This is a genomic window from Photobacterium sp. SKA34 (assembly GCF_000153325.1).
Lineage (GTDB): Bacteria > Pseudomonadota > Gammaproteobacteria > Enterobacterales > Vibrionaceae > Photobacterium.
In genome coordinates, this window is the sequence record NZ_CH724143.1 from 363,018 (window position 1) to 379,767 (window position 16,750).

At 40.4% G+C, this 16,750-nt stretch carries 15 protein-coding genes; 10 read left to right on the forward strand and 5 right to left on the reverse strand.

The genetic code is table 11. The features are described 5' to 3' along the window. Positions 1–3 precede the first annotated feature (3 nt). Positions 4–711: a phosphate signaling complex protein PhoU gene (gene phoU / locus SKA34_RS14605; RefSeq protein WP_006646297.1), complete on the forward strand. Its 708-nt coding sequence runs from the start codon at positions 4–6 to the stop codon at positions 709–711. A gap of 87 nt (positions 712–798) precedes the next feature. On the opposite strand, the gene SKA34_RS14610 is transcribed toward phoU, so the two are convergent. Together SKA34_RS14610 and SKA34_RS14615 are read right to left on the reverse strand one after the other, a co-directional pair. Continuing rightward, on the reverse strand, positions 799–1,542 hold the full coding sequence (locus SKA34_RS14610; RefSeq protein WP_006646299.1) for a copper homeostasis protein CutC: 744 nt from the start codon (positions 1,540–1,542) through the stop codon (positions 799–801). Positions 1,543–1,760: 218 nt separating this feature from the next. After that, positions 1,761–2,372: a peroxiredoxin C gene (locus tag SKA34_RS14615; protein ID WP_005369328.1), complete on the reverse strand. Its 612-nt coding sequence runs from the start codon at positions 2,370–2,372 to the stop codon at positions 1,761–1,763. A 131-nt stretch (positions 2,373–2,503) separates the two neighbouring features. Here SKA34_RS14615 and SKA34_RS14620 point away from each other — a divergent pair, with 131 nt between their 5' ends. The 3 genes from SKA34_RS14620 (at position 2,504) to aceA (ending at position 7,124) form a co-directional block, all read left to right on the forward strand. After that, positions 2,504–3,400: a hydrogen peroxide-inducible genes activator gene (locus SKA34_RS14620; RefSeq protein ID WP_006646300.1), complete on the forward strand. Its 897-nt coding sequence runs from the start codon at positions 2,504–2,506 to the stop codon at positions 3,398–3,400. Positions 3,401–4,078: 678 nt separating this feature from the next. Then, the gene (gene aceB, locus SKA34_RS14625; RefSeq protein WP_006646302.1) at positions 4,079–5,692 is read left to right on the forward strand and encodes a malate synthase A; all 1,614 of its coding nucleotides are present in this window, start codon (positions 4,079–4,081) and stop codon (positions 5,690–5,692) included. Between the two features lie 124 nt (positions 5,693–5,816). Further along, positions 5,817–7,124, forward strand: a complete 1,308-nt coding sequence (gene aceA / locus SKA34_RS14630) for an isocitrate lyase (RefSeq protein WP_006646303.1) — start codon at positions 5,817–5,819, stop codon at positions 7,122–7,124. 148 nt (positions 7,125–7,272) lie between these two features. Here the strand turns inward: aceA and SKA34_RS14635 are convergent, their stop codons facing one another. Next, positions 7,273–7,740, reverse strand: coding sequence for a CBS domain-containing protein (locus tag SKA34_RS14635; RefSeq protein ID WP_006646304.1), 468 nt, complete (start codon positions 7,738–7,740; stop codon positions 7,273–7,275). 273 nt (positions 7,741–8,013) lie between these two features. Between SKA34_RS14635 and queA the strand changes: the two genes are divergently transcribed. The 5 genes from queA (at position 8,014) to secF (ending at position 13,696) form a co-directional block, all read left to right on the forward strand. Continuing rightward, entirely contained in the window at positions 8,014–9,066 is a 1,053-nt protein-coding gene (gene queA / locus SKA34_RS14640) for a tRNA preQ1(34) S-adenosylmethionine ribosyltransferase-isomerase QueA (RefSeq protein WP_006646305.1), read from the forward strand. A 304-nt stretch (positions 9,067–9,370) separates the two neighbouring features. After that, positions 9,371–10,498 carry a tRNA guanosine(34) transglycosylase Tgt gene (tgt, locus tag SKA34_RS14645; RefSeq protein ID WP_006646306.1) on the forward strand — a complete coding sequence of 376 codons (1,128 nt, stop codon included), beginning with the start codon at positions 9,371–9,373 and terminating at the stop codon, positions 10,496–10,498. A gap of 16 nt (positions 10,499–10,514) precedes the next feature. Next, positions 10,515–10,850 (forward strand): preprotein translocase subunit YajC, encoded by a 336-nt coding sequence (gene yajC, locus SKA34_RS14650; protein WP_006646307.1) that lies wholly within the window; start codon positions 10,515–10,517, stop codon positions 10,848–10,850. Positions 10,851–10,882: 32 nt separating this feature from the next. Next, positions 10,883–12,736: a protein translocase subunit SecD gene (secD, locus tag SKA34_RS14655; RefSeq protein WP_006646308.1), complete on the forward strand. Its 1,854-nt coding sequence runs from the start codon at positions 10,883–10,885 to the stop codon at positions 12,734–12,736. 12 nt (positions 12,737–12,748) lie between these two features. After that, positions 12,749–13,696, forward strand: a complete 948-nt coding sequence (gene secF / locus SKA34_RS14660; protein WP_006646309.1) for a protein translocase subunit SecF — start codon at positions 12,749–12,751, stop codon at positions 13,694–13,696. Between the two features lie 49 nt (positions 13,697–13,745). Here secF and SKA34_RS14665 read toward each other — a convergent pair whose 3' ends face one another. Both SKA34_RS14665 and suhB read right to left on the reverse strand, forming a co-directional pair. After that, positions 13,746–14,678 carry a VirK/YbjX family protein gene (locus tag SKA34_RS14665; protein WP_006646310.1) on the reverse strand — a complete coding sequence of 311 codons (933 nt, stop codon included), beginning with the start codon at positions 14,676–14,678 and terminating at the stop codon, positions 13,746–13,748. 146 nt (positions 14,679–14,824) lie between these two features. Beyond that, positions 14,825–15,625 carry an inositol-1-monophosphatase gene (suhB, locus tag SKA34_RS14670; protein ID WP_006646312.1) on the reverse strand — a complete coding sequence of 267 codons (801 nt, stop codon included), beginning with the start codon at positions 15,623–15,625 and terminating at the stop codon, positions 14,825–14,827. Positions 15,626–15,910: 285 nt separating this feature from the next. Here suhB and trmJ point away from each other — a divergent pair, with 285 nt between their 5' ends. Further along, positions 15,911–16,651 (forward strand): tRNA (cytosine(32)/uridine(32)-2'-O)-methyltransferase TrmJ, encoded by a 741-nt coding sequence (gene trmJ, locus SKA34_RS14675; protein ID WP_006646313.1) that lies wholly within the window; start codon positions 15,911–15,913, stop codon positions 16,649–16,651. Positions 16,652–16,750: the final 99 nt, after the last annotated feature.

The window sequence follows — 16,750 nt, forward strand, 5'->3', positions numbered from 1 at the left end:
ATCATGTTAAATAACATTAGCCTTGGTCGACATATTTCAGGTCAGTTTAATCATGAACTAGAAAGTATTCGTACCCATGTTTTAGCGATGGGCGGCTTAGTTGAACAGCAGTTGGCAGATGCCTTAAAAGCACTGCATAAACAAGAAGAAGATTTGGCGAAACGAGTGATCCAAGATGATCGCAAAGTCAATGCAATGGAAGTTGCAATCGATGAGGCATGTACGCGTATTATTGCTAAGCGCCAACCTACAGCCAGTGATTTACGTCTTGTTATCGCTATTATAAAAACCATTACTGACTTAGAACGTATTGGTGATGTGGCGGAAAGTATTGCTAAAGTCGCATTAGGGAATTTTACCAACAAACAATATAACTTGTTGGCATCGTTAGAATCATTAGGTCAAAACGCAGTGCGCATGCTACATGAAGTGTTAGATGCTTTTGCTCGTATGGATGTAAAAGCAGCGATTGATGTGTACCAAACTGATGATCGAATTGATCGAGAATATGAAGCAATTATTCGTCAACTTATGACTTACATGAAAGAAGATCCCGACTCTATTCCAAGTGTGATGAAGGTGATGTGGGCGGCGCGCTCTATTGAGCGAGTGGGTGATCGTTGCCAAAATATTTGTGAATACATTATCTATTTCGTGCAAGGTAAAGACATTCGCCACACTAATCCAGAAGATATTACCAACTTCCTATAATACACTGGATATATGAATCATTAAGAAGGGCGCTTAGCTTTATTTAGAAGCTTAGCGCTCTTTTTTATTTATGTTCATTTACAGGGTTTATTCTCTTCTCAGCTTATGTTTGACAATTTTGATCGTATCTATATTTGTCACTGGGATTTGGAAATCATCAAAGACGGCGTTACCCATATGTGCACTTGAAGTGCGATTTAATATTTTACTGGATCGTGTTGTTTTACCAGAAAGATGCACTTCTTTTATTCCCGTCTCAGCAACTAAGGTTTGAACATTATCTGGTGTAACGCCAGCGCCTGCCATAATACTGAGCCTATCACCACAATAGTTGACCATTTTTTTGATCATGGCTGTGCCTTCAGGAGCGGTAGTTTGAAGCCCTGATGTCAGTACTCGCTCGCAGCCACAGCTCATTATGGTATCTAATGCTGCGAAAGGGTCGACACATTGATCTATAGCACGATGAAAAGTAACCCCTAAGCCTTTAGCTTGTTTGATTAAGCTCGAAACGGTTGTGCTATCAATAAGGCTTTGTTCTGTGAGTGCGCCAATGACTATTCCTTGTAATCCTGCTTGATGGGCTGCATGAATATCAGCAAGCATGATCTCAATATCGCCATCATTAAATAAAAAGTCACCTTGGCGTGGTCTGATCATAGCGTAAACGGGAATGTGTGCTTGTCTAGCGGCTAATTGCATAAAACCAGCACTTGGCGTTAATCCGCCAAGTGCAAGTGAGGAGCACAACTCGATGCGTGATGCGCCACCTTGTTGGGCATAGTGGAGTGATTCAAGATTATCGATACAAACTTCAAGTTGAATAGACATAATTTTTAATGAAATAAAAAGTGTGTCTGCAGTGTAGAGGATTGGCAAGATAGGAGCGAATAGAGACAGGATATAATGTGCGGTTGGTTCTAAATTATAGATAAAAAAAGGGCCTAGTATAATCCAGGCCTCATTATATCTCTTATCTTTGAGCTGACTTTAGCTTTATGTATAGCTTAGTGCCAGAATAACACCGTGAGCATGGTGTTTTAAGGTAATTACTTCTTACCTAGGTCTGCAGTGTGCTCAGATAGGTAGTCAGCTACACCTTTTGGTGATGCGTCCATACCTGCTTTACCTTCTTCCCACTGTGCTGGACATACTTCACCGTGTTTTTGGTGGAAGTTTAATGCGTCAACCATACGTAACATTTCGTCGATGTTACGGCCTAGAGGTAGGTCGTTAACAACTTGGTGACGAACAAGGCCATCTTCGTCGATTAGGAAAGAACCACGGAAAGCAACGCCTGCTTCTGGGTGCTCAACATCGTAAGCTTTACAAATTTCATGCTTAACGTCAGCAATTAGTGGGTACTTAACTTGACCGATACCGCCGTCTTCAACAGCAGTGTTACGCCATGCATTGTGAGAGAATTGAGAATCGATAGAAACACCAATTACTTCAACACCTTTTGCTTGGAAATCTTCGAAACGCTTGTCAAAAGCGATTAGCTCAGATGGGCATACGAATGTGAAGTCTAGTGGGTAAAAGAAAACTACCGCTTTTTTACCTTTAGTGAACTCTGCAAAGTTGAAGTTATCAACGATTTCGCCGTTACCTAGAACAGCTGCAGCAGTAAAATCTGGTGCTTGACGACCTACTAGTACCATTTTGGTGCTCCTGAAATATTGGGTTTTGCTAACCTTCGGTGATTAGCTCCATACTTGGACGAGACAAACTATAGCCAAACTGTTAAATTGAAAAAAGCGGAATAAACAGATTGAAGTAATCGAAAAATACGATGAATAAGTTTCCCTCGTTAAAACAATTGCATTACCTAGTTACTTTATCGGAAACACGGCACTTTGGCGAAGCGGCAAAAAAGTGTTTTGTGAGCCAGTCGACACTTAGTTCAGGGATCCAGAATTTAGAAGATTTATTGAGTTGTCAACTTATTGAACGTGATAATAAATCCCTTGTGTTTACCAGTATGGGGGATGAGGTTGTTGTGCGTTCTCGTGAACTACTGGCACGCAGCCAAGATTTAATTGAACTGTCCCATTCTGCCGGTGATGGCATGGAAGGTCCTCTTCGTGTGGGATGTATTCCAACGATAGCCCCTTTTCTACTATGTGATTTGGTGCAGGAGGTTAATCGACGTTATCCCAAACTTAACCTACTTCTACGAGAAGATACGACCACGAATTTACTTGCCGCTTTACGCAATGGTGAAATGGATGTTCTGATCCTTGCACTACCGATTGAGATTAACGGTATGCACAGTAAAGTGGTTGGGCGTGATGCATTTAAAATGGTGATCAGTAAAAACCAAGCTGAACGTGTCTCTGTACCGTTACGTTATGCTGATTTACCTGATGAATCCGTTTTCTTACTAGAAAAAGAGCATTGTTTAACTGAGCACGCTGTTTCTGCGTGTAAGCTAACAACGAAAGAAAAAATTAATCCATTCACTGCAACTAGTTTGCATACATTGGTTCAGATGGTGGCCAATGGATTAGGTACCACATTTATTCCTCAAATGGCTATTGAACACGGTATTTTAGATAACCAAAATCTGGTGGTGATTGAGCCACCAGGCCAAGCGGCATTTCGTGAAATTGGATTGGTTTGGCGACCAACGTCTAGCAGAGTTAATACCTTTGAAAAGCTAGCCTCTCTCGTCGAAACCTTATTATAAGTAAATTATCCCTATATTAGAGAAGTCTGAATGAATGTCGTTATTATTTGAGATGATAATAAGTGGTATTTTTCAGGCTTTTCTTATTTAACTTTGTCGTCATAATAAAAAATCATTAATTTAGGTTAAAGTATCGAAATTTAAAAATTAAACAGTGTTTTAATCTTTTTGTTGTGATGGGTTTAAGTTGCTGTTTTGATGGATTATTTTGTTTTGCGTTACAAACAAAGAATAGTGATATTTATCAGTATATTCTTCCTTTGTTTAACTACAGTCTTAATTATTACTTTTAAAATATATTAAATCAGATAATTACCTGCATTTGATAAAATTATTTTTGTTTAAAACAAATATTATCAATAAATTCAAACTGCCTTATTCTGTAATTAAATTACGTAACTACCTACAAAAAATATCATGATTAAAACAAATTATTGATTCCGAGTTATTTACTGACTTTTGTTTTAATTTAGTGTTTTGACTTTTTACTCTAATTTTTTTAAGTTTTTGTTTTTATTTGTATTTGTTGTTTTATTGTGATTTTGATCAGAAACGGTGAAATTTGCTTTTTGTTACATGTTGCGGCAACGTAAAGGGAAAGTTAAGAATTAACTGGTATTAAAAAGCTCTTGAGGCTTATTGATAAAAGTAGTGATTAAGTTACAAGGATGGGGCGTTATGGCAGATACAGCGGTTCAATCTAATTACCAAATGAAATTATCATTACAGCAACCGTTAACAGAAATTCAGCGTGAAGTCCTAACTGATGAAGCGTTACTTTTCTTAGAACGCTTAGTGGATCGTTTTGCAGAACGTGTTCCATTGTTGCTAGAAGATAGAGAACGTCGTCAATGCCAAATAGATAAAGGGCAATTACCTGATTTTAATCCTGAAACAGAATCTATTCGGCAAGCTGAATGGAAAATTCAAAATATTCCTGCAGATTTGCAAGACCGACGAGTTGAGATAACAGGACCTGTCGATCGTAAAATGGTTATTAATGCACTTAATGCCAATGTGAAAGTGTTTATGGCTGACTTTGAGGATTCCTTCGCGCCTGCATGGGATGAAGTTATTGAAGGCCAGCGCAATCTGCGGGATGCGGTGAATGGCACGATTAGCTATACCAATCCCAACACTGGCAAGCATTATCAACTTGCGGATGATCCTGCAGTATTAATCTGCCGTGTTAGGGGATTACACCTTCCAGAAAAACATGTGTTGTGGAATGGAAAACCCATCCCTGGGGCGCTATTAGACTTTGCCTTATATTTTTTCCTCAATCAAAAAGCATTGTTAGAAAAAGGCAGTGGTCCTTATTTCTATCTACCCAAACTACAGGCTTATCGTGAAGCCGCATGGTGGAGTGATGTGTTTAGTTACACCGAAGATGAATTCGGGCTAACGCGCGGAACAATTAAAGCAACGGTACTTATTGAAACATTACCTGCCGTGTTTGAAATGGACGAAATTCTTTTTAGTTTGAAAGAACATATTGTTGGGCTTAATTGCGGTCGTTGGGATTATATCTTTAGTTATATTAAAACACTTCGTCAGTATCCTGATCGTATCTTGCCTGATCGCCAAGTTGTAACAATGGAAAAACCGTTTCTTAATGCTTATTCACGTTTACTGGTGAAAACCTGCCACCGTCGAGGCGCATTTGCAATGGGAGGCATGGCAGCTTTCATTCCATCTAAAGAAGCAGAGCGTCAAGCATGGGTGCTTAATAAGATTAAAACTGATAAAGCACTCGAAGCGAGTAATGGCCATGATGGTACATGGGTTGCACATCCAGGCTTGGCAGACACCGCTTGTGGAGTATTTGATCAGGTACTTGGTGCTCGTAACAATCAATTAGATATTACCCGAGATGGTGATGCGCCCATTACTGCCGATGAGTTATTAGCACCATGTGATGGTGAGCGTACAGAAGAGGGGATGCGTCATAACATTCGTGTTGCGGTGCAATATATCGAAGCTTGGATCTCCGGTAATGGCTGTGTGCCTATCTATGGCTTAATGGAAGATGCTGCAACGGCTGAAATATCGCGAGCTTCAATATGGCAATGGATTAAACATGGTAAAGCATTATCGAATGGTAAAGTTGTTACTAAAGCTTTATTTGAGCAAATGTTAGTTGAAGAAATGCGAGTTGTAGAAGCTGAGCTTGGGGATGAGCGCTTTAAACAAGGGCGATTTGATGAAGCCGCAGCATTAATGGCAAAACTAACGACAAGTGAAGAGTTAGATAATTTCTTAACCCTTCATGGTTATGAATATTTGAATTAAACGCAGTTGCGTTTCATTAAAACTGAGGATCCGCGGTAGTTGAGGGTAAGAACCACTTTAGAACGTAGTATCAATTGACCATCATACCAACGGATGAATGCGGACAGAGACGAGGGATACCATTATGACATTAACACGCCAACAGCAAATTGAAGCAATTGAAAAAGACTGGGCAGAAAACCCACGTTGGAAACATGTTAAACGCACATACTCTGCGGAAGAAGTCATTAACCTGCGCGGCTCATTTGCACCTGCAAATACTATAGCCCAGCGTGGTGCTGATAAACTATGGCAATTAGTGAATGGTGATGCCAAAAAAGGCTATGTAAATTGTCTTGGCGCTTTAACTGGTGGTCAGGCTGTACAACAAGCAAAAGCTGGGATTGAAGCGATTTATTTATCAGGTTGGCAGGTAGCGGCTGATAATAATACCGCGTCGACTATGTATCCTGATCAATCTCTTTATCCTGTTGATTCAGTACCTGCGGTTGTTAAGCGTATTAATAATTCGTTCCGTCGCGCAGATCAAATTCAATGGGCGAATGGTGGCACTCCTGAAGATGGCGTTGATTACTTCTTACCTATTGTTGCTGACGCTGAAGCCGGATTTGGTGGTGTATTAAATGCTTATGAATTAATGCGTAGCATGATTGAAGCGGGTGCGGCTGGCGTTCACTTTGAAGACCAATTAGCGTCGGTGAAAAAGTGTGGTCATATGGGCGGTAAGGTATTAGTGCCGACGCAAGAAGCTGTGCAGAAGTTAGTTGCAGCTCGTCTTGCGGCAGACGTGGCGGGGACCACGACTTTAGTAATTGCCCGTACCGATGCTAATGCTGCAGACTTATTAACGTCCGATTGTGACCCGTATGATAAAGATTTCATTATTGGAGATCGAAGCGCAGAAGGTTTTTATCGTGTTCGTGCTGGGATTGATCAAGCCATTGCCCGTGGCTTGGCGTATGCACCTTACGCTGATTTAATTTGGTGTGAAACAGCAACGCCATGTTTAGAAGAAGCGCGTAAGTTTGCAGAAGCCATTCATGAACAATACCCAGATCAACTTCTGGCTTATAATTGTTCTCCTTCTTTTAACTGGGAGAAAAACCTTGATGCTGAAACCATTGCTAAATTCCAGCAAGAACTTTCAGACATGGGCTATAAGTACCAGTTCATTACTTTAGCGGGTATTCATAATATGTGGTTCAACATGTTTGAATTAGCTCATGCTTATGCGCAAGGTGAAGGAATGCGTCATTACGTTGAAAAAGTTCAGCGTCCTGAGTTTGAAGCAGCCGATAAAGGTTATACCTTTGTTGCTCACCAGCAAGAAGTGGGAACAGGGTACTTTGATACCATGACCAATACTATTCAAGGTGGTAATTCTTCAGTGACTGCATTGACGGGCTCTACAGAAGAAGAGCAGTTTAAGTAAACGTAAAAACAGTTTTAAGATAACGTGTTTATAGTAGTGACTATCCTAGCAATGTTGTTATCGACAGTACTCATATATTAAGCCGCATATAATACGAGTACTTGTTAATTACGTTATCACCGGGGAGCAATGATGCTCCCCTTTTTTATTAATTAAGAATATCAAGAGTATCTAAATCAGGCTCAATAGGATCGACCTCTTCTTGCATTTCTAGCAGTGAAATTGCAATTGTTACAAAATCACTATCTGTAATAATACCCACTAATTTTTTATTCTTTAGCACGGGCAAGCAACCTATTTTATGTTTTTGCATATAAAGTGCTGCTTCTTTTAATCCTGCACGATAATCCACACTCATTATTTTTGTTTTCATGCCTTGTTCAATTAAAACATCAAGTGGGGAAGACAGTGGATTTTCAATAATTGATTTTAGATTGGAATCTTGGGCTGACAAAATATCGCGTTGGCTCACTAACCCGATAAGTTCATTGTTGTGGTTAGTGATCGGTATATGGCGAATAGATAAAGTATCCATCATTTCTTTCGCATCAAGCAACGTATCATTACGTGACAAAGTACGCGGTTGGGGTGTCATCATATCGGCAACGGTAAACATATAAACCTCCATGCTATACTGCAAAAAATCGCGAACGGTGGATCTATTAGCTGATCTTTTTCAATATATCGGAATATGTTGTTAGAACGCATGATGAACATCAAATATTTCAATATAATTTTTGTGGTCTTTATTCCTTGATAGAATGAGTGTTCGATTAAGGCGATATGAAAGAAATTCTCATATTACGAGATCTAAATTACAGTTGGGTTTCGCATCTTAAGGGAAGTTAAGTATATAATGCCCGCTTGCTGTGATTTAGGGCGTAATACAATGCAAGTTTCAGATTTTGATTTTGACTTACCAGATGAGCTGATTGCTCGTTATCCTCAACCTGAACGTACCGCGAGTCGTTTATTACAAATGACTGGCAATACGGGTGAATTGGCACATAAAGGTTTTAAAGATGTGTTAGATCTTGTACAAGCTGGCGATTTACTTGTATTTAATAATACACGAGTGATCCCTGCGCGTATGTTTGGACATAAAGCTTCGGGTGGTAAAATTGAAGTTTTAGTTGAGCGTATGCTTGATGACAAATCTATTTTAGCGCATGTTCGTGCCTCTAAGCCGCCGAAACCAGGTAATGAATTATTACTGGGTGAAAATGGTGAGTTTTCAGCTGAAATGGTTGCCCGTCATGATGCATTGTTTGAAATTCGTTTTAATAGCGATAAAACAGTGTTGGAGATCTTAGATGCAGTGGGTCATATGCCGTTGCCTCCTTATATTGACCGCCCTGATGAAGATACTGATAAAGAGCGCTACCAAACAGTATATAATACAAAGCCTGGTGCGGTAGCTGCACCAACAGCAGGCTTACACTTTGACGATAAGCTAATGGCAAATCTAAAAGCAAAAGGTGTTAATTTTGCTTTTGTGACTCTACATGTCGGCGCTGGTACGTTCCAGCCTGTGCGTGTTGATGATATCAATGATCATCACATGCATTCTGAATATGTTGAGGTTCCTGAAGAAGTTGTTACTGCTGTTAACGAAACGCGTGCAAATGGCGGACGAATTATCGCTGTGGGAACGACATCTGTACGTTCATTAGAAAGTGCCGCACAAGATGCCATAAAAAATTGTACTGAATTTAAGCCATTTTTTGGTGATACTGAGATCTTTATTTATCCTGGTTATCAGTTCCAACTTGTAGATGCGTTAATTACTAATTTCCATTTACCAGAATCAACATTAATTATGTTAGTTAGTGCTTTTGCTGGTTATGAAAATACCATGAATGCCTATCATGAAGCTGTAGCCAATAGATACCGCTTCTTTAGTTATGGCGATTCAATGTTTATCACTCGTAAAGATGTATAAGGTTTAATAAGTATACATTTTTTATCGAGAAAAGATTGAGGCTGCTTTTTGTTACAATTGCAGCCTTTGTTGTGTCTAAAGCATAGTATAAATTCAATGATATTAAGCCAGTCACAGCGTTACGTTCTTCCGCTACGCTTTAGGTTGTCTATTGCCAGTATGGTTTGATGAATTAAGGCGCAGTTGGCAATCATATATCTATATATTGTGATTGTTTTTTTTGGGCTGATCAGGCGTTTGCCTGTGGGGCTAGGTCCTGTAATGGGAAATACGTCAGATTGTTTCTCTGGCTTTTGGAGGTTTTGTGAAATTTGAATTAGATAAAACGCAAGGTCGCGCTCGTCGTGGTCGTTTGCAGTTTGAACGCGGTACGGTAGAAACACCTGCGTTTATGCCGGTCGGTACTTACGGTACTGTTAAAGGTATGACACCTGAAGAAGTTAAAGAAACGGGTGCTCAAATCTTACTGGGTAACACGTTCCACTTATGGTTACGTCCAGGTCAAGAAGTGATGAAATTACATGGTGATTTACATGACTTTATGCAATGGCAAGGTCCGATCCTTACCGATTCAGGCGGTTTCCAAGTATTTAGCCTTGGCTCTTTACGTAAGATCACTGAAGAAGGGGTTCACTTCCGTAACCCTGTTAATGGTGACAAGATTTTCATGGACGCTGAAAAGTCGATGGAAATTCAAAAAGATCTTGGCTCTGATATCGTAATGATTTTCGATGAGTGTACGCCATATCCAGCGACACACGACGAAGCGAAAAAGTCGATGGAAATGTCACTACGTTGGGCACAGCGAAGTCGTAATCACTTTGATAAGCAAGAAAATCCAAATGCACTGTTTGGTATTGTTCAAGGTGGTGTTTACGAAGATCTTCGTGATGTTTCTGTTGAAGGTCTAACCAAAATTGGTTTTGATGGTTATGCGGTAGGTGGTTTAGCGGTAGGTGAGCCTAAAGAAGACATGCACCGTATTCTTGAGCACACGTGTCCACAACTTCCAGAAGATAAGCCTCGCTACCTTATGGGTGTAGGTAAACCTGAAGATTTAGTGGAAGGTGTTCGTCGCGGTATTGATATGTTCGATTGCGTAATGCCAACACGTAATGCCCGTAATGGTCACCTATTTGTGACTGGTGGTGTGATCAAGATCCGTAATGCGAAACATAAAACAGACACAACGCCTTTAGATCCGCATTGTGACTGTTACACTTGTAAAAATTACTCTAAAGCGTATTTGTACCATCTAGATAAATGTAATGAAATCTTAGGTGCACGCTTAAATACAATTCATAATTTACGTTACTACCAACGCTTAATGGCAAGTGTTCGTAAATCAATTGAAGAAGATCGTTTCGATGCGTTTGTAGAAGAATTCTATGCGCGTCGCGACCGTGAAGTTCCACCCTTACAAAATGTTTAAAACGAGGACGTTATAAATGAGTTTCTTTATCTCACAAGCACACGCAGCAGCAGAAGGTGCCCCTCAGGGCGGAAGCATGCAGCTATTCATCATGCTTGGTTTATTTGCTGTTATTTTTTACTTCATGATTTATCGTCCACAAGCTAAGCGTGTGAAAGAGCACAAATCGCTAATGAGTTCGATGGGCAAAGGTGACGAAGTAATGACGAACGGTGGCCTACTTGGCCGTATCACTAAAGTTTCTGCTGAAAGTGATTACATCGTTCTAGCACTTAACGACAATACGGAAGTAACAATTAAAAAAGATTTCATTTCTGCTGTTTTACCAAAAGGCACAATGAAGTCGCTTTAATATAAAAACATTCGCTTTGAAGGATCATAGCAGTGCTTAACCGATACCCCCTGTGGAAGAACCTGATGGTGTTGTTCGCACTTATCATTGGTTTGCTTTATGCACTTCCTAACGTATACGGTGAAGATCCAGCGATTCAAATTACCGGGGCGCGTGGCGCCTCGGTTAATATGAGCGCTTTGGATACTGTCACCGAAGATTTAAAAAAGAACAATATTCCATACAAGTCAGTGGTTTTTGAAAAAGGCTCTGTGCTTGTCCGCTTTAACGATACTGATACCCAAATCAGTGCTCGCGATATCTTAAATAGTGAGTTAGGTGATGACTATGTGGTCGCACTAAACCTTGCCGCTTCCACTCCTGCTTGGCTTGAATCTATTGGTGCATCACCAATGAAATTGGGTCTCGACTTACGTGGTGGTGTTCACTTCTTAATGGAAGTGGATATGGATGCTGCTATGGATAAACTTCTTGGTCAACAAGAAGAAACATTCCGTACAGAGCTTCGTGAAGAAAAAATTCGTTACCGTGCAATCAGTAAAACAAAAGATAGTGTTCAAGTTCGTCTTCGTGATGAAGCGCAATTGGAACAAGCTGAAGTCGCGTTAGAAAAATTGCATCCTGATATGCTGTTCACAACCAGTAAAATCAATGGTCGTTATGTATTAACGGCGAAGTTTACTGAAGAACGTTTACAGGAGATTCGCAATTATGCCGTCGATCAAAACATCACCATTTTACGTAATCGTGTAAATGAACTCGGTGTTGCTGAGCCATTGGTACAGCGCCAAGGCGCAAACCGTATAGTGGTAGAGCTTCCGGGTGTTCAAGATACGGCACGTGCAAAAGAAATTTTAGGTGCGACAGCAACGCTTGAATTCCGCGAAGTTGATAGTGAGGCTGATTTAGCTGCAGCTGCGGCTGGACGTGTTCCTGCTGGCAGTGAAGTGAAAATGACACGTGATGGCCGTCCTGCGGTACTAAAAAAACGTGTCATTCTAGCAGGTTCACATATTACTGATTCAAATTCGAGTGCGGATGAATATGGTCGTCCACAAGTTAACATCTCGCTAGATACCGAAGGTGGTAGCAAGATGACGGCTTTCTCGAAAAATAATATCGGTAAGCTGATGGCAACGGTTTTCACTGAATATAAAGACAGCGGTAAGCGAACGCCTGAAGGGAAAGTTATCCTGACGAAACACGAAGAAGTGATAAACCAAGCAACGATTCAATCAGCACTTGGCCGAAGCTTCCGTATTACAGGTATCGACTCTCAAGCTGAAGCGCATAATTTATCATTACTATTACGTGCAGGTGCATTGATTGCGCCAATATCGATAGTTGAAGAGCGCACTATTGGTCCATCTATGGGTCAGCAAAACATCGATATGGGTGTACAAGCATGTATCTGGGGTATGGTTGCGGTAATGCTATTTACGCTGCTTTATTACCGTGGATTTGGCATGATTGCTAACTTAGCATTGATGATGAACTTAGTGCTTATTATCGGCATTATGTCCATGATCCCTGGTGCTACCATGACCTTACCAGGTATTGCTGGTATCGTACTGACTGTCGGTATGGCGGTTGATGCTAATGTACTTATTTTTGAGCGTATTCGAGAAGAGCTTCGTGAAGGGCGTAGTCCGCAACAGGCGATTCAACAAGGCTATGGAAATGCGTTTAGCACGATTGCCGATGCAAACATTACAACCTTAATTACAGCAATTATTTTGTTTGCTGTAGGTACGGGCGCAATTAAAGGCTTTGCTGTGACATTATCGATTGGTATTTTAACATCGATGTTCACCGCAATTATTGGCACACGTGCCGTTGTTAACTTGATCTATGGCGGTAAGCGCGTAGATAAGTTGTCGATTTAAGGAGTCGCAGAGATGAGAGAATTATTGAATGCGAACAAAGTCGTCGATTTTATGCGTTGGTCAAAGTTTGCCTTTATCTTTTCATTGATAATGATCATGGGATCGATTGCCACTATCTCGACCAAAGGGTTAAATTGGGGTTTAGATTTTACAGGCGGAACGCTGATCGAAGTTAGCTTTGAAAAGCCGGCTAATTTACCCTTGATACGTGAATCATTAGAGAAAGCGGGATTTGGTGATGCCGTTGTGCAGAACTTTGGTACTGCGCGTGATGTGATGGTGCGTTTGCAGCCTCGAGAAGGTGTTAAAGGTGAAGTACTTGGTAACCAAATCCTTGATGCCCTAAAAGATGGTACAGCACAGTCGGTTGAAATGCGCCGTATTGAGTTTGTCGGCCCTAATGTTGGTGATGAACTAGCAGAAGCCGGCGGCATGGCTATTTTAATCGCTTTGTTGTGTATCTTACTTTACGTATCACTGCGTTTTGAGTGGCGTTTAGCGGCCGGTGCTGTGTTGTCGTTAGCACACGATATCATCATTACTGTTGGTATTTTCTCAGTGCTGCAAGTAGAGGTCGATCTAACGATTGTAGCAGCATTGCTAACGGTGGTTGGTTACTCACTTAACGATACAATCGTTGTGTTTGACCGTATTCGTGAAAACTTCCGAAAAATGCGTAAAGGAAGTCCTGCTGAAATAATGAATAGTTCAATTTCGCAAACATTAAGCCGTACCTTAATTACATCCGGTACAACTTTGTTTGTTGTTATTGCGCTATTCGCTCAAGGCGGATCAATGATACATGGATTTGCATTAGCACTTCTGATTGGTATCACGATTGGTACTTATTCTTCTATTTACGTTGCATCAGCATTAGCGCTTAAATTGGGTATTACCCGTGAACACTTAATGCCAACGCCAGTAGAAAAAGAAGGTGAAGAGCTTGATGCAATACCATAATCAGTTGCTATAAGTTCAGAATGAGAAAGGACCGCTTGCGGTCCTTTTTTTATTTATTTAATTCAAGAATATAAGAAAGTGTGTTTTTTATTTGATCGAGCCATTCATAACGACGTCGATACATTGCACGTTTAGGGCGTGATATGTCTTCAGGATTTCGACGTACATCATCAGTAGGAAGTTGGTAAAAATGGTGATCATAACTTAACCCACCAAGGGCTTCCCAATGGCGGTTATAATCCGTTTTTATTCGAGAGCTTCCGTACCTTTTTGACTTATAACGCGCCACGCAATAGGAATGCGATTCTGTTTTTATTGCTAGTAAACGGTCAACGTGCCAACAATTAGCGATGAATGTCATTATTTTTATCATCAAATCTTTAGGGCGTTGACCATGAAGTGTTTTTGTTAGTTTCTTTATTTTTAGGTTATTTTCATCACTGCTCGAAGGCCCTTGTATTCCGCCGATAATGAGGTGACGTTCAGCGCCTGTTTCATTTATCACAAAGGTAACGGTATAGAAATTATCACCTTGAGCATCAAAAAGGACTAGGCTCAAATCCCCTTCTTTTTGAAAGCGACCATCAAAGGTAAGGTTTAATGAATACTCTTCTTCATCCACAATAAAAGAGGTAAGTTGTAACCCTTTTTCATTAGCGAATATTTGCTTGCAGGTGTCTTGAGGGAGTACCTGTGTCATGAAACGATAATGATTAGTAATATAGTCAACACGTTGATTGGGAGTTGCGGAATTAGTTATGTACGGGCGAAAAGGTTTTTCAATAAAGCGGTTATGCTTCGTACATAAAACTTCGAGCAATGTTGAGTCTATCCCATTAACAAGTTGTGTTAATGAAGACTTATAGAAAAGCCCACGAGCTAGAAATTTGAGGCGATAACGCCATAGCGGATTATATTTCTCTTTTAGATGCTCTGGATAGACAGTTTTAGAAAGTTGGTGCAGTGATAATGTCTTTTTCATGTTTATTTGGTATTTTTAATGCTTTTAGTGATTATAATGCACATGGTTTTATTGTGACACTGTTTTATTGTGTCATTGTTATAAAAAAACGCCCTGCTGTATAAATAACAGCAGGGCGTTTTTAATCTTACTGGATAATCAGCGGATTATTTCGCTAATGCGTCGCTACCGAATTCACGGATTTTTGCAAGCATAGGCTTAACTACACGTGCATTACCAGCAACAATGTTGCCAGAAGTTAGGTAGTTAGTATTACCAGTAAAGTCAGCACAGATAGCACCAGATTCGCGAGCGATTAGTTCGCCAGCAGCAAGTTCCCAAGGCCTTTGACCTAGCTTGAATACACCGTCAACACGACCAGCAGCTAAGTAGCAAAGATCCAATGCAGTACAGCCTGATTGACGCATGTCATCACAGTCTGCAAATAATGCATTTTGGATTTTTAGGTAGCTTTCTGCATGCTGTTTAGCTGCAAAAGGAAGGCCTGTAGCTAAAACAGTTCCTGTTAGATCACGAGGTTGTGATGAGCGGACACGCTGGCTGTTAAGCTGAGCGCCTGCACCGCGAGTCGCAGTGAATAATTCGTTACGTACAGGATCGTAAACAGCAGCAACTTCAGTGCGACCACGCATACGTAGTGCAATAGATACTGCAAAGTGAGGGTAACCGCGAACGAAGTTCATGGTGCCATCCACTGGGTCGATAATCCATTGACACTCTTTGTCACGTCCTTCTTTGTTACCAGACTCAGCTGCAATGATGCAGTGATCAGGGTAAGCCTTAAGGATAGTTTCGATGATGATAGTTTCAGCTTCATGATCGATATTGGTAACAACATCATTACCTTTATTAGCAACCTCAATAGATTGAGGTTTTTCTAGAGATTTAATGACATGGTCACCAGCCTTTCGCACAGCGCGAATGGCAATATTAAGCATCGGATGCATAGGATCTTCCCAACGGATGTTAAAGAACTAAAAAGCGGCGGCGAGTATAACAGAGCTAAAAAAAAAAGGAAGTGGTTATTTTTTCGACATTGTTCCGTTTGTATTGTGCGTTTATGCTAGGTAATACGTATAACTTGCTAATAAATAGTGCTGATTATCGTCATCTGATTATTGAATAGCGGTAATAGATAATTACTGGTATCAAAAACACATGTTTTCACCACTTTTATTATGGCTGTGCTAAAATCTGTCAGCTTTAATTAATTGTTGGAATGTTGCTTCATCATGTTAGATAAAATTCGCGTTGTTCTTGTTGGTACGTCACATCCAGGTAATATTGGTTCAGCTGCACGTGCAATGAAAGTTATGGGTTTAACAAATCTGGTATTAGTTGATCCAGCTTGTGAAATTGACAGTCATACTATTGCGCTAGCGGCAGGTGCTGCTGATGTTGTTGAAAACGCAAAAATCGTAAAAACATTAGATGAAGCGGTTGCAGATTGTGGTTTTGTTGTAGGTTCAAGTGCTCGCTCTCGTACACTTGAATGGCCACAGTTAGACCCACGAGAGAATGGTATTAAAGTTGTTGCTGAATCTAATCTGCATCCAGTCGCTATTCTTTTTGGTCGTGAGCGTACAGGGTTAACTAATGAAGAATTACAAAAGTGTCATTGCCACGTTTATATCCCAGCGAACCCTGAATATAGCTCATTAAATTTAGCTATGGCTGTACAAACAGTAAGTTATGAAGTCCGTATGGCTTATTTAGATTCTCAAAAGTATACGGGTAAAACGGAAGTTGAAGAATATCCTCGCGCTCAAGAACTGGAAATGTTTTATGAGCACCTCGAAAAAGTCACTCGTCAAACCCGCTTCATAAATAAAAACCATCCAGGCGTAGTCATGGCTAAATTACGCCGTTTATTCACTCGTGCTCGCCCAGAGCAGCAAGAGCTGAATATTTTACGCGGTATTTTGTCGTCAGTAGAAAAGACGATAGAAACGCTGGAAAAGAGTGGAAAATAGCCACATAACATAAAAGGACTAATAACCAACCAAAACAGTCGGGTAAATACTTGACCACTTTAGTAGGTTATGAGATGCTTGCTTTAAATATTCAAGCAG